Raw genomic sequence first — 15,057 nt, forward strand, 5'->3', positions numbered from 1 at the left:
CAAGGTTGTTCTCTTTCGTTAAAGAAACGATTTTAAGTTACAAAAGAGTGTCCAAGCGCACCACGCTTATGTTCGTGGTGTCTAAAGATTACTTTGATGAGTTCAAAACAAGACGATCTCAAAGAGACGAACACTGAGGCCCGCTTCGAATTCAAGAAAGAGGAGAAGTCCGCTTTCAAAAGCGAAAAGGGCCTTACCGAGGAGACGGTGCGCGTCATCTCGGAGGACAAAGACGAGCCGGAGTGGATGCTGGAGCGCCGCCTGCGGGCCCTCGAACAGTTCCAAGAAATGCCGATGCCGACCGACTGGCCCGGCCAGCCGGACCTGAGCGAGGTCGACGTCGACGAGATCGTCCCCTACATTCGGCCGGACGTCGACGTGCGGGCGGGCGTCGACGACTGGACCGAGCTCCCTGATGACATCAAAGATACCTTCGACAAGTTGGGCATCCCGGAGGCGGAGAAGAACGCGCTCTCGGGCGTCGGCGCGCAGTACGAGTCGGAGGTCGTCTACCAGAACATGCAGGAGCGGTGGGAAGAGAAGGGCGTCATCTTCTGTAACATGGACGAGGCTGTCCAAGAACACGAAGAACTCGTCCGCGAGCACTTCATGACGAAGTGCGTCCCCCCGAGCGACAACAAGTTCGCGGCGCTTCACGGCGCCATCTGGTCGGGCGGCTCGTTCGTCTACATCCCCGAAAACACCACGGTAGACATGCCGGTCCAGGCGTACTTCCGGATGAACTCCGAGGGGATGGGCCAGTTCGAGCACACGCTCATCATCGCCGAGGAGGGTGCCGAGGTCCACTACATCGAGGGCTGTTCGGCCCCGAAGTACTCGAAATTCAATCTCCACTGTGGCGGTGTCGAAGTGTTCGTGGGCGAGGACGCCCACGTCCAGTACTCGACCGTCCAGAACTGGTCGAAGAACACGTACAACCTCAACACGAAGCGCGCCATCGCCGAGAAGGGCGGGCGCATGGAGTGGATCTCCGGCTCGATGGGCTCGAAGGCGACGATGCTGTACCCCTCGACGATCCTGAAGGGCCGCGGTGCCTCGGATAACCACATCACCATCGCCTTCGCGGGTGAGGGCCAGGACATCGACACCGGCGCGAAGGTGTACCACAACGCGCCGGACACGAAGTCCACGGTCGAGTCGAAGTCGATCGCGAAGGACGGCGGCCGCACCAACTACCGCGGGCTCGTCCACATCGCGGACGGCGCCGAAAACTCCTCGACGGCCGTCGAGTGCGACGCGCTGATGTTCGACAACGAGTCGACGTCGGACACGATGCCGTACATGGAGATCAACGAGTCGAAAGTCGACGTCGCTCACGAAGCAACCGTCGGGAAGATCGGCGACGAAGACATCTTCTACCTCCAGTCGCGCGGGCTCGACGACGACGACGCCAAACAGATGATCGTCTCCGGGTTCATCGAGCCGATCACAGAGGAACTGCCGATCGAGTACGCCGTCGAGCTGAACCGCCTCGTCGAACTCGAGATGGAGGGCTCGCTCGGGTGATCTAATGCCGGAGTGCGCACACTGCGGAGCACACGTCTCACAACAGTTTGTGACTGTGTTCGGGTTGGACGGCGGTGACGTAGTTGCCTGCCCGGCGTGTTCCAATAAGGCAAACATCGCAGAGACAGTGTTATCCCGTCGCTCATAACGAACGATGGAGCACTGCTTCGCATGTGACACTGACTACGGGTATCTTGGAACGACACCGCATGAGGGATCCTGTCCGGCCTGTGGCTCGTCAGTCGTAACACCAGCAGGCGAACTCAGCGTCGTCGACACGACAACGTGGGAGAGTGCCAATAGTCTCTCGACAATCCACGTGACGGCGGTCGACGCCCGCTCTCGTCGATTTGAGTTTGTCGTTGCGGCGCGTCGCGGCCGGGGAGAACTGGTCTGTCTTGCGATCGATGGGATGGCGGTGCCCACCGATACAGTGTGGTCAGTCCCGGCTGCCGTCGCTACGAGAGTTACCGCGCACGGGATCAGGCTCAGTGATTCCACGCCAGCTCAAAGCATATGAGGAACGGTACAGGCCGGACACACGGTCGGTCATGTCTGTCCTGTCTCGGTCGCGAGAGGTGATGTCGCTTGGTGAACTCGAATCTGAAATTGCTCCGACAGACCCCCGTTCGTTGATCAAACGGAAATGATCGGTTACTCATATTAGATCTGTTTTTATTACCGCGCGCCCAACATATTGTTATAGAGATGAAAGAGCAGCTCAAAGTAGGAGTCATACAACACAACCCTGTAATCGGTGATATAGACGGGAACCTCGGTAAGATAACCAAGGAGTACAGGCAGCTGGCGGATACTGAGCCTGATCTCGTTGTCACACCTGAACTCTCGATAGTTGGGTATCCACCGCGTGATTTACTCCACCGAGCAGAGATACTTGATGCTCAAGAAGCAGCTCTCAATGATCTGGCTTTAGAAACCGCTGACGGGCCACCGTTAATCGTCGGCGCTGCGGTCAGGACCGAGCGTGACAGCGGTGCGCCGATCCACAATGCCGCAATCGTGCTCCGCGATGGAAAGAAGAGTGAAACGTACCACAAGCGGTTACTGCCGACATACGATGTCTTCGATGAGCATCGGTACTTCCAGCCCGGGACCGACCCAGTAGTCGTAGATATTGCGGACACCGCCATTGGACTCACGATCTGTGAAGACGCGTGGCAGGATGCCGTCGTAACCGGGACACGCCGCCACGACGAGAGTCCGCTACAGGACACAGCTGCGAGCGGAGCGGATCTTATTATTACGCTTTCTGCGAGCCCATTCAGTCTCGAGAAACCGTCTCGACGTGAACACCGGTTCGCAACGCATGCTGCTGAGACAGACTGTCCGGTTGTGTTTGTTAATCAAGTCGGTGGGAATGACGAGTTGATCTTCGACGGACACTCATTGGTCGCTGTTGATGGAGCGGTCCACGAGCAGTTGACAGGATTCGAGTCTAGCACTACTGTCGTGGACGTTTCGGTCGGCGGAGACGCAACAGTTCCGACAGGTAATACTGAAACCCGCGCTACGCAGGCCCGCAAAGCACTCACGCTCGGCGTAGGGGATTACTTCGAAAAAACCGGGTTTGAGGAAGCCGTAGTTGGGTTATCAGGTGGGATTGATTCCGCAGTCGCGGCCGCGCTCGCAGTAGCGGCACTCGACGCAGAGAACGTCTATGCCGTGTCTCTCCCAAGTGAGGTCACAAGCCAACAGAGCATCGCCGACGCTCAGACGGTAGCGGCAAACTTAGGCATCGAGTTCGATGTGATCCCTATCGGATCGGCAGTGGAGGACATCTCCCAGACGCTTGATGCGAACAACGCATCGCTCACTGGTGTTGCTGCTGAGAACATCCAAGCGCGAATCCGTGGGTCTATCCTCATGGGAATAGCGAACCAGCGTAATGCGCTCGTGCTCACCCCAGATAATAAGAGCGAAGCCGCAGTCGGCTACTGTACGCTGTACGGCGACGCCGTAGGCGCGCTTGCTCCACTCGGTGATTGTTACAAACAGCTGGTCTACGAGTTAGCTGGTGTGTTCAACGAGACACTTTCCTCAGCAGGATCATCGCCTGTGATTCCAACGTCTGTAATTGAGAAAGAGCCGAGCGCAGAGCTTCGTTCCGGGCAGGCCGACGAAGAGGAAATCCCAGCGTATGAGGTACTGGATCCTATTCTTGAACAGTATATCGAGGAAGGCGAAACCATCAGTTCGATACGAGAGGAATATCCCGACCACGTTGTTGACGAAGCACTTAGACGGACTACACACGCCGAATTCAAACGACGGCAAACTCCACCGCCACTTCGTATCACACAGAAGGCACTCGGGCGTGGATGGAACTATCCAATTGCCGCAGCGTACGATTGTCTACTCGATGACCATTGAGACTTCGTGAGCTGGCCGCTTCAAATAACCGGGCCAAGTTTCGGATGACGTTGCTGGAGAGCGTCGCAGCAGCCGTTGAGTTAGAATTCCAGTAGGAAGCGTAGGCACAAGTCTCAGGTAAAGGTCTTAGTTTTGTATCTTAGATAATAGTCTTAGATACACGGAGCTAGTAGTCAGACGGCGAACGACAGCAAGTTCATCCAATCAGTCAGTTCCACTGCTACCCACGTATGTTAGCTGCGCCGTGAGATCTGTCGCAGAGACCATCCCGACGATTTCATTTTTATTGCTAGCTACAGTGTTGACTCCTGAGGCCTACATGCGAACAAACGACATATAGTATGTAGACTGTCAAGTATACGTTGGCTATCTATTGGCATAAGTGAGAGATATCTAGCTTGATTTCAACCAACCCGAAGCTAGCATATCGTGGTTCTGTTTGTTATGAGGGTTCGTTTAAATTTAGGCAGTTATTAGATTCGCATTAGATATGAGATGCTGCTCGCAGCGCCACGGTTGAGCTACACAACTACCGATGATAATAGGCCACATCAGTTCCAATGGGTCGTATGAGCGAACACAGAGATTATCGCGCCGGTTTCCGCACGCAGCGTGAAGAGATCGAGGACAAACAGTTACCCACTACTGGGGAGTTTCCAGACTGGCTCTCTGGGGATCTCATCGGGAACGGGCCGGGACAGTTCGAGGCCGGCGACACAGGGCTGCGACACTGGTTCGACCCGTTCGCCATGCTCCGGCGCTTTCGGATTGACAACGGTGAGGTTAGGTACGCGAACAAATTTGTCCAGAGCCGGGATTACGCATTCGCACAGGATCATGGCGGCGTCCGAACCCCGTTCCCAGGAACACCTCCCGATCGATCGGTCTGGACACGACTGCGTCAAGTTCTCGATGGGACATTTCCGGACAACCCAGTCATCGGTATCCAGCGGTTCGGCGACGAATTCGCGGCGGTTACTGAGTCACCGACAGCACTGACGTTCGACCCTGACACGCTCGAAACGACGGGGCGAATCGATCTCACGGCTGGATTGGACTGCGATTTGACTCTCGCTCATGTTCACTACGACCCTGTCGCGGAAGAGTTCATCAATCTGGGGGTGTCGTATGGTCGCAACACGGTGTATACGGTGTTCAAGCGGCCGAGAGACGGTGGGACGCCGACCCCGCTGAGTCGGCTTCAGTTCGATGAGGCACCGTACATTCATTCCTTCGCTGTGACCGACCAGCACGTCGTCGTGACGGTAAACGCGTACGGGCTGGACACCACGCAGCTCCTCAAAGGTACCGTAACGAAGGAGACGTTCCTTGACGCGTTTCAGCCACTGTCGACGCCCCTCCGCTTCGTCATCCTCGATCGCTCGACCGGTGAACACGTGGCAACCGCGTCGGCGTCACCGGCGTTCATCTATCACCACGCGAACGCGTTCGAGCGTGAGGGCGAGCTCGTCGTCGATGTAGTTGCGTTCGACGATGATCGCGCAGTGACCGGACTCGCATTGTCAAACCTCCGGAGCGACGATCCGGACCTTCCACGAGGCGACCTGTGTCGGTACACGGTACCGTTGTCCGGCGGTGAGGCAACTCGAGAGCCACTCCACCGTGGTCCAGTTGAATTCCCAGTGATCAACTACCGAGCGGTTAACGGCACACCCCACCGATACGTCTACCTCGCTGAAACTGACGGAGCGTCAAGCCTACCGACAGATATCACGAAGGTGGACGTCGACACCGGCACGGCCCACCGCTGGCGCGAGTCAGGTACTCATCCAGGCGAACCGCTGTTCGTCCCCGCGCCTGAGGCAGAAAACGAGGACGACGGGGTGCTGCTCTCGGTCGTATTAGATCCCGACGCAGACCGCTCCCGGTTGGTCTGTCTCAACGCCGAGACGCTCGGGGAACTCGGCCGAGCCGAGCTCCCGCATCGTCTCCCGTTCGGATTCCACGGGCAATTCTACGGCCCCGTGGCTCCCGGACGGAGTATGGCGTGAGGTGTCGGATCAAAGTAAGCTAACCCACGACTAAAGTCGTGGGCTTTCAGCGTGGACTCCCGCTCTGGCCGAATCATAGCGGAAACAGCGCGGAAACCCACCCCTTCAGGGCTGTCTCTTACCCATAAGTCAATACTGTCGAGAAAAATCAACCAGATACAGCCTGATATTTAAAAATCGGTCAGGAAGAGATCATTAGTGACGCCGATTCATTGATACTGTCAGCTAAATATTCTTTAGGTTAGAGTGATTAGCGAGTATGTCCACGCTTGACGCCGCCACTCTTGACGACCTCCGCGACGCTCTCGCGGAGGTCGAAGATAAAAAGCCGACACAGCGGCTAATGGCGGTGATCAACTATCTTGAAGAAGACGATGCAACGATGGCGGAGGTTGCTGAACGATACGGATACACCGGTCCATGGTTGTCTCGGTGGGTTGGTCGGCTCGACCGGCTCGCTGATGAGCCGGTCGAGCAAGTCGCCTACGACGATCCGCGCGAAGGCAGACCAACCGAACTCTCTGATGAACAGCACAAGCGGTTCGTCAAGGTACTTCACGAATCGCCCGAGGAAGTAGGATTAGACGCGCCCGCGTGGTCTGTTCCACTAGCTCGTCACTATCTCGCCGAAGAGTTTGACGTTGAGTACTGTGAGCGGCACGTCCGGAGATTGATGTCTGAGGCCGGGCTGTCCTGGAAGACAGCCCGGCCGGAGTTCTACAAATCCGACGAAAGAGCCCAAGAAGCTTGGAAAGAAGGCTTCAAAAAAAGCGCAACGACCTGGACGACGAATACACGATCCTGACCATCGATCAGACGAGACAGGTTCTCTCGACGTTGATTTATGCGTGGTTTCCGGAAGGGGAGCGCCCGTCACTGCCGGTGACGGGCGCGTGGGATAGCATCAAGTTGCTTGGTGCAGTCAGCGATGGCGGTGAGACGTTCTTCCTGCCGTGTGCAGGGAATTTTAACAGCGACACGACGATTCGACTTCTCGACGCACTTCAGACTGAATTCGGCGAGAAGATTTGCGTCGTTTTGGACAACGCCTCGTATTTCACGGCGAACAAGGTCCAAGAGTTTGCTGAAGGTACACCGATAGAACTCTGTTACCTACCGCGGGGTTCACCGGAGCTGAACCCCGCGGAAGAGTGTTGGAGACAACTTGATCAAGAACTTGGGAACCGCCTGTTTGACACACTCGACGATCTCCGTGAGGCTGCTCTCTCTGCACTCGACCGGGTCGAAATCCCAGATGTGTTTACGTATTTATGTCCGTGAGTATGATTCTAGAGGATGGATAGACCGTATCGCTGAGCAGAAACTGAATTTATGAGGAATTTCGCTGAATGAGCGGCTCGGCGCTCATTCAGCACCCAGTTTGTAGCCTTCTGCCCACATGCGGAGCTTCTGAAGCCCTTTCCACATCGTCTGCCAGCCCGGCGGTGGATCAGATCCTCGGTCAAGATACCCTCCAAGTTTCGCTACATGTACCGCGTACGCTTTGCCGCTCTTGCCGCTCAGTTCTGGAAATTTTGTTTCCAGAACTGCGCGTTCAGCGTCGCTTAACAAGGTTTCTGGCGCAAGCGAGTCCTTCCCCCGTGCTAGTTCCCGTAACTCTAGCACCTTCCACGCGATCACTGAGTAGACGCTCAGCAAGACTTCCATACGCTCCCACGTCTGAAGCTGTCTTTCTTCGATCTCACAGCCACTCTTCAGCACTTTGTGCCAGTCTTCAATCCGCCATCGAAGGCTGTAGTACTCGATGATGGTCAAGGCATCATCGAACGTCTCGACCGATTCAGTGGTGAGTAGCACCCACTGAATCGGATCGTCTGCCTCACTGACTTCGTCCACTCTCACCACATTGATCTCGACTGAGCCCTCTTGTCCGGGATTGTTTTTCGGCGCACGAATCTCGCAAGTGGCTGTTGTAATCGACACTTCTGCTGTCCGAGCCTCGCGTCCACCGCCTTGTTGAATCTCAATTGAGTCGCGACCTCGCTCGGCGAGGTCGCTACTCCACTCGTATAGTTTTCCAGCATCACCGCCTTCAGTCCAGATACGCCGATTCTGATTCGCTCGGAGGATAAAGCCAGTGTCGTCACGCTCTCGGCCAAATTCTTCGAACAACGAAAACGCGTCGCCGCCCCTGTCGTGGACAAAAATCGGACGGATATCGTCAGGAATCCATTCAAGAGCTGCTCTGTCTCCACGCAGCCATTTCTCGTACTGGGTTTCAACGTCGATTGGGTCGTTTTTGCCGTTTGTGATGTAGTCGACGTTTGTCTGTTGGTCCTCGACCAGCGCCTGCTGGTCGATGACCCCGGTCATTCGGTGCGTGTCGGGACAGACTCCGATTGACGAGTGTAGTTTGACTCCTTCAACATCAATATCTTCAGAGCTAATGTCGCCGAGTCCATCTTTCGCCGGATGACGTGGGTAGGTGAGGTATGTGGTGTCGGAGACGACCAGTAGCTCGTCTCCGCCACGCACTCGCGAGTGCTGTGCTTGTTTATGAGCGGAGAGGATCTCGCCAGGGGTCACACGATCATTATCGCAGAATCGGTACGTAGCCTTTGTGGACGGCCAATTCTCACAGGATGCTGGGATGGACTCGGCAGGCGAGCTGCCGAGTTCATCCCCAATCTGTACCAGACGGTCAGTGAGACGTTTATCTCCAAACTCGGCTGATCGAAACTCCGTTCGAATCCACCCAGAGACATCCATGTCACGCAGCTGTCCATCTTCGTCAAGTTCTGGTCGCCAACTCCGTGAACGGTGCCCCATCTTCCGGCATTAGTCCGTCAGCTGCGGCATTAGAACTTATGGGTAAGAGACAGGGCTTTAGCCGTGGGTTAGCTTACACAGAGTATGTGCCCATCTTAATTACTCTTTTCTATGAGTGATACTTGGTACAACATATCAATGAAGCACGGCACACGAGCCGACAGACGCTCAATGGTTGGGATAAATCGATGGAGCGGTGCTCGGTCGAGCGAGGAACAATGACGACGGCCGTCGGCGTTGATGTCGGCGGTACGTTTACCGACGTGGTACTCATCGCAGAGGGCACGCTCACAACGACAAAGGTTCCCTCAACGACAGACCAGAGCGAGGGTGTCATCCGTGGGATCCAGCAGGTCTGTAAGGACGCAGGAATTGACCCGTCCGAGATCACCGAGTTCTCACATGCGATGACGGTATCGACCAATGCCCTGCTCGAAGCTGACGGCGCCGAAACGGCACTCGTGACCACGGACGGTTTCCGTGACGTACTGGAAGTGGGTCGGCAGACGCGTCCAGATCTCTACGATCTTGACGCTGAGAAGCCGACACCACTGATACAGCGTCGGAACCGGTTCGAGCTTCCAGAGCGGACAACGATAGAGGGCGATCGAACGGTGCCCGACGCGGACGTGATCGATGATCTTATAGAGCAAATACGCGAGCGGAATGTCGAGAGCATCGTTGTCTCTTTCCTTCACGCATACGTTGATCCGAGCAACGAACAGCTCGTAGCCAAGCGGCTTCGAGAGGCACTCGATGTCTCGGTGTCGGCCTCTCATGAGGTTCTCAACGAGTTCCGCGAGTACGAGCGGACATCAACAGCAGCCGTTGACGCGTACGTTACGCCGGTGATCGACTCCTACATCGGACAGTTAGCGGAGCGTGCTAGCGATCTGGGGCTGCCTCAGCCCCGAATCATGCAGTCCAACGGTGGAATCGCCGAGGCAAGTGAGATTCGTACCCACGCCGTTCAAACTGTACTATCTGGTCCCGCGGCGGGCGTCGTTGGAGCAAATGGGACAACGGTAGGAGAAGACGAATTTGAGGGATTCGTTACATTCGATATGGGCGGTACGTCGAGCGACGTGAGCCTCATTCGAGATGGCAGCGTGGAGCGGACCACAGAAAGTGAGATCGATGGCCACCCAATCCGCGTTCCGATGGTTGATGTGACGACTGTTGGAGCTGGCGGTGGGAGCATCGCGTGGGTCGACGCTGGTGGCGCACTCCGCGTAGGACCTCGGTCAGCAGGCTCGAAGCCAGGGCCTGCCTGCTACGGTCATGGGGGCAAAGAGCCAACGGTGACGGACGCAAACCTCGTGCTGGGCTATCTCAGCGAGGAGACGCAACTAGGCGGGGAACTCAAGCTCGACGTGGATGCCGCTATTGATTCGCTTGAACGACTGGCGGACGAAGCTGATCTCGACTCCGCACGAGAGGCCGCAGAAGGCGTGTTCCGCGTTGCGAACACCAATATGACTCGAGCGATCCGCTCAGTCACTGTAGAACGAGGACACGATCCCCGCGAGTTCGGTCTCGCCGCATTCGGCGGTGCAGGTCCTGTACACGCCGCGGCGCTCGCGAATGATCTTGACATCGGAACCGTCGTTGTTCCTCACGTTTGCGGCGTGCTATCGGCGTACGGTCTGCTCGACGCCGACGAGACGTACGACGCTGTCCGAACGTATCAAACGCCTCTGTCGGAAACAACGGGAACAGAGCTTAAGACGGTGTACGAGCAACTTACGGCCGAACTACCGTCCGACCGCAGCGCAGGTGACATATCGCTTCAGTGTTCAGCTGACCTCCGCTACCGGGGGCAAAGCTTCGAACTTGAGGTCGACGTGGAGCAGCCTATCGAGACTGACGTACTTCGGACCGCATTTGAGACGGCCCACAAGAGAGTGTACGGCTATACGGCCGAGGAACCAGTTGAAGTGGTAAATCTCCGGGTCACCGCGACGATCCCACGGAGCGCTTCTGCGACTGAGCTCACAGAAGAAACCTTCGAGAAATTGGCAGAGCATACTGCCGTGTTCAACGGTACGGAGTACACAACTCCTGTCTACCGTCGACCAACGACGAGCGGGACCACAATCGACGGCCCAGCCGTGCTCGAACAAGACGAAAGCACGACTGTTGTTCCTCCCGAGTGGGAGGCAACTGTACAAAAGAACGGCTCGCTCGCACTCACGGAGGTACAACGATGACGGTTGACGACTCGACAGCCGAAAGTATCGACTCAGTGACGCTTGAGGTGTTTCGAAATAAACTTGAGAGCATTGCTGAGGAGATGGGGAAGGTACTTATACGAAGTGCCTACTCGCCGAACATCAAGGAACGGCAAGATTGCTCTACTGCGCTGTTCGATGCTGACGGCCGGATGGTCGCACAAGCAGAGCACATTCCGGTTCATCTCGGCGCGATGCCGGACGCCGTTGCCGCCGTGACCGCAAAGGATCCCGAGCCGGGTGATGCGTACATCCTGAACGACCCGTTCGAGGGAGGGACCCATCTCCCGGACGTGACGATTGTCTCACCAATCGCAACAGAATCAGATGTCATCGGCTACGCCGTAACACGGGCGCATCACGCGGACATGGGTGGGATGACTCCCGGGAGCATGCCCGCCGGCGCTACTGATATTTACCAAGAGGGGTTACGCCTCCCCGCGGTCAAGCTCCGCTCCGGAGGCGAGCTGAACGAGGATCTGCTGGCGATGATTTTAGCGAACGTACGTAACAGGACCGAACGGCGAGCAGACCTTCGCGCACAGCTTGCGGCCCACGATCGTGCTGAAGACCGATTGCGCTCGCTTATCGACGAGCACGGACGCGACCAAGTCAACCAGGCATTCGGCGCGGTTATCAACTACTCTCAGGCCCGGATGACAGATGAGTTGACTGCTTTCCCCGATGGAACTTACGAGGCCCATGATGTGCTTGAGGGCGACGGCGTGAGCGACGCAGAGATACCGATTAGGGTGTCCATCACCGTCGATGGGGCCACAGTCGAAGTTGACTTCACAGGGACCGCCGACCAGTGTGCCGGCAACATGAACGCACCGCTGTCGGTGGCGAAGAGCGCGGTGTACTTTGTAGTTCGGTGTATCACTGACCCCGAGATTCCCCCGAATTATGGGAGTTACGCCGACATCACTGTTACCGCTCCACAAGGAACGGTCGTGAATCCGACACCACCGGCGTCGGTCGTTGGGGGCAATGTTGAAACCAGCCAACGACTCACCGACGTGGTGTTCGCGGCGTTCGCCGAGGCTGCCCCTGAACGTGTGCCAGCAGCATCGCAGGGGACCATGAACAACGTTATTATTGGGAACCGCGATCGTGAAGGGTTCACATACTACGAGACTATCGGCGGTGGATTCGGCGCACGACCCGACAAAGACGGGATGGACGGCGTCCAAGTTGGGATGACTAACACGCTAAACACACCAATTGAGGTACTAGAAGCTGAGTATCCCTTCACAGTCGAACGATACGGGTTCCGTGAGGGTAGTGGCGGCGACGGGCAGTACCGCGGCGGCTTGGGACTGGTTCGGTCAGTAACCATCGAGACCGAGGCAGTAGTCTCATTGCTGACTGAGCGCCGTCGTCGTCGTCCACAGGGCGCTGCGGGCGGCGAGCCCGGGGCAGCAGGTGAGAACCTCGCTAATGGTGAGCCGTTACCCGCCAAAACTACTCGAGAGGTAGAGGCAGGTACAACCATCACAGTCCGGACTCCTGGCGGCGGCGGATACGGTAATCCTAGCAAACGGACAGCCGACGACCGCAAAGCCGACCGCCTCGACGAGAAAGTGAGCGACAACCACGAGGATCAATGACTGACACACACAAACTCGAAGAACTGTCCTGGCCCGCGGTCGAGCAATACATCACCGGCCGCAGCGGCTTCATGAAATTACAACACCAGATGTGAGTGTAGCAGCTAGCACGTTGCGGACTACACACCCCTCTATCGATGTGTTCTCGACGTTCGGTGCTGTTAGATAAGCTAGAAGTTGAATCACGGTTAGAGTAAAAGTCTCATACAACAGGCGTCACTTTGAGGCGAAAGAGACACACCCCTCTATCGATGTGTTCCACTCACTCGTCGTCGAGGCGATACTAGTGAGATCTGAGCTGTAATTGTCGATAGAGCCCAAAATCGGCGTCTTAAACTGTTATACGTCGGATATTGTAAGGAAGCAAGCCGCACAGAGTTGTCGTGGTGAAAGCCACAGAATACACGCTGTCAGAACACATCGAACACATCGATAGAGGGGTGTGTGTGTTTGTGTTAGTTGAAGAAGAGAAGAAGAGAGAATGAGGAGAATAGAACGAATCGTTCAGAACATACGAGAGCACGGTTCGTTCGATTTGGACGGACAAGACGTGACTACCTCGAATACGTCAGTTGAACCAGCCAGCAAATCACCCCACCCTGCGAAGACATCGAACACATCGATAGAGGGGTGTGTGTCTTCGAGCGTGCGATCGTGAACACATCGTCACCGGCTACTGGTAGTTACCCCGTTATCACTGTTCTCACGCGATTAATACGGTATTGTGCGGTTTCAAACGTCTAATTACACTTCGATAGAGGTGGGGAACCTTTTTCATACAGGGCGGTATCAGTGTGCGTATGGGTATTGACGACTCCGATGATCCTTTAGAGAAGTCGGGATCGCCGGAGGATGAGACAACGGCTCAAGCAGAGCTGTCGAATACGTCTCACGTCACAACTGGTGATTCACAGTCCAATGGCGATCCTGATTCTGAGGAGCCCTCCCAGTCGATCGAGGATATGCTTCTCGAGTTTGATGACCAGAAGGGGCTAATTCGAGAACGAGCGCTACTTGATCCTAACTACGTCGTCGAAGAGGACCGCATTGTGGGTCGCGACGAGCAACTCCAGGAGGTCACCAAAATGCTCCGTGTTGCGCTTGGAGACAACCGACCGCCAAATTTGTTCCTCTACGGCCCGTCCGGAACGGGCAAGTCGCTGATCACAAAGGCCGTTTGCCATAACATCAGCCGGATCTGTAAAAGCCGAGATATCCAGTTCGGCACAATCGAAGTGAACTGCCAAGATCTGGATACGCTGGGTATCGCCGTGTATGAGCTCGTCCAACAGGCTGCCGATGAAGCGGGGGTTGCTGTCGAGGTTCCTAAACACGGCGTCGCGACGAAGGAGAAATGGGACGAACTCTACCGTATCGTTAACGAGCATTTCGACTCCGTCGTATTTGTCCTCGATGAACTGGACATGCTCGTTGGACGACGGGACAAACAAGAGCCCGCGTTCTCGCGACTACTATATCAGCTCTCTCGGGCTGGGACGAACGACGACCTAAACGCGTATATTTCGGTCGTTGCGATCTCGAACGACACGAAGATGATGGAATCTGTTGGGAGTCGCGCAGTTAGCTCGTTTACTCCCGAAGATGTCCATTTCGACGATTACGATGCCGATCAACTTCAATCGATTCTTCGACGCAGGCAAGATGCCTTCCACGAAGATGTCGTCGACGAGGCTGTCATCCCACTTGCGGCGGCATTCGCCGCACAAACTCATGGTGACGCCAGGAAGGCGATTGATCTCATGCGTGTTGCCGGTGAATTAGCTGAACGGGAAGGTGACACTCGCGTTCGAGAAAAACACGTCCGTACCGCACAAGCCAAAGTCGAAAAGAATCGGGTGCTTGAGGTTGTCCGTGGTATTAGTACACAAAAGAAGCTCTGCTTATACGCAACCGCAGCCGTCGCCTCCAAAACCGATAGCGGGTCTGCTCGAAGCACGACCGGCTACCGCGTGTATCAGTACCTGACTGACGCCATCGACGCTGATCAGTACCACCAAGAAACGTACGTCAATAAAATGAAAGAGCTCACAACCTATTCGCTGGTCGACTTCGAACGTCGGAGCCACGGCCCGAGCTCTGGAATGTTCCTTGAGTTCCAGTTCGGAGAGCGACCAGAAACAATTCTGGAAACACTTCGAGAGGATTCGCGCATTGAGGCGGTCTCCGAAGATGAGGTCAACTCCGTCGTTGAAGCTCAAATTCGCAACCAGACGTAGGGGTGACTCTCACTAAGATCACCGTTCGTCGCCCTCCAGATCCATTCAGGATCGAGTAGACCTGATACTGTGTCCATTAGTTTGCGTATACACCCCTCTATCGATGTGTTCCCTAGGGTTGTTATCAAGAAACAATTGTCATTCTGTACGCTAGTCTTAGGCCCCTTGCTCATGATATCCCGTTAGTTCACGTACACACCCCTCTATCGATGTGTTCAAAACAGCCTGCTACCACGATACAACTTGGATTTTATTTCGA

Annotated in this window: 9 protein-coding genes; 8 read left to right on the forward strand and 1 reads right to left on the reverse strand. The window is 55.8% G+C overall.

The features are described from left to right. Nucleotides 1-96: 96 nt before the first annotated feature. From sufB to EO776_RS17160, 5 genes are all read left to right on the forward strand, one after another. On the forward strand, nucleotides 97-1,527 hold the full coding sequence (sufB, locus tag EO776_RS17135; RefSeq protein ID WP_129452603.1) for a Fe-S cluster assembly protein SufB: 1,431 nt from the start codon (nucleotides 97-99) through the stop codon (nucleotides 1,525-1,527). A gap of 4 nt (nucleotides 1,528-1,531) precedes the next feature. Then, complete coding sequence (locus EO776_RS19945; protein WP_425433497.1) at nucleotides 1,532-1,675, forward strand: DUF7563 family protein; 144 nt, start codon at nucleotides 1,532-1,534, stop codon at nucleotides 1,673-1,675. Nucleotides 1,676-2,235: 560 nt separating this feature from the next. Further along, the gene (locus EO776_RS17145) at nucleotides 2,236-3,918 is read left to right on the forward strand and encodes an NAD+ synthase (protein ID WP_080508707.1); all 1,683 of its coding nucleotides are present in this window, start codon (nucleotides 2,236-2,238) and stop codon (nucleotides 3,916-3,918) included. A 569-nt stretch (nucleotides 3,919-4,487) separates the two neighbouring features. Next, entirely contained in the window at nucleotides 4,488-5,930 is a 1,443-nt protein-coding gene (locus tag EO776_RS17155; protein WP_094519727.1) for a carotenoid oxygenase family protein, read from the forward strand. Nucleotides 5,931-6,189: 259 nt separating this feature from the next. Then, nucleotides 6,190-7,211 (forward strand): IS630 family transposase gene (locus tag EO776_RS17160; RefSeq protein WP_129452446.1). Its coding sequence is split into 2 segments (ribosomal slippage): nucleotides 6,190-6,693 and nucleotides 6,696-7,211, totalling 1,020 coding nucleotides; the frame shifts between segments, so codons are not numbered across the junction. A gap of 84 nt (nucleotides 7,212-7,295) precedes the next feature. On the opposite strand, the gene EO776_RS17165 is transcribed toward EO776_RS17160, so the two are convergent. Further along, complete coding sequence (locus tag EO776_RS17165; RefSeq protein WP_129452472.1) at nucleotides 7,296-8,720, reverse strand: IS4 family transposase; 1,425 nt, start codon at nucleotides 8,718-8,720, stop codon at nucleotides 7,296-7,298. Nucleotides 8,721-8,938: 218 nt separating this feature from the next. On the opposite strand from EO776_RS17165, the gene EO776_RS17170 reads away from it, so the two are divergent. The 3 genes from EO776_RS17170 to EO776_RS17180 all read left to right on the forward strand — a co-directional run bounded on the left by EO776_RS17170 (nucleotide 8,939) and on the right by EO776_RS17180 (nucleotide 14,798). Further along, nucleotides 8,939-10,930, forward strand: a complete 1,992-nt coding sequence (locus EO776_RS17170) for a hydantoinase/oxoprolinase family protein (RefSeq protein WP_129452604.1) — start codon at nucleotides 8,939-8,941, stop codon at nucleotides 10,928-10,930. Continuing rightward, a complete protein-coding gene (locus EO776_RS17175) occupies nucleotides 10,927-12,561 on the forward strand; it encodes a hydantoinase B/oxoprolinase family protein (protein ID WP_094580487.1) in 1,635 nt (544 codons plus the stop codon). The genes EO776_RS17170 and EO776_RS17175 overlap by 4 nt, the downstream gene beginning before the upstream one ends. An 800-nt stretch (nucleotides 12,562-13,361) precedes the next feature. After that, nucleotides 13,362-14,798, forward strand: a complete 1,437-nt coding sequence (locus EO776_RS17180) for an orc1/cdc6 family replication initiation protein (protein WP_176450722.1) — start codon at nucleotides 13,362-13,364, stop codon at nucleotides 14,796-14,798. The last annotated feature ends 259 nt before the right edge of the window (nucleotides 14,799-15,057 follow it).

Source organism: Halorubrum ezzemoulense (assembly GCF_004126515.1).
Taxonomy (GTDB): domain Archaea; phylum Halobacteriota; class Halobacteria; order Halobacteriales; family Haloferacaceae; genus Halorubrum; species Halorubrum ezzemoulense.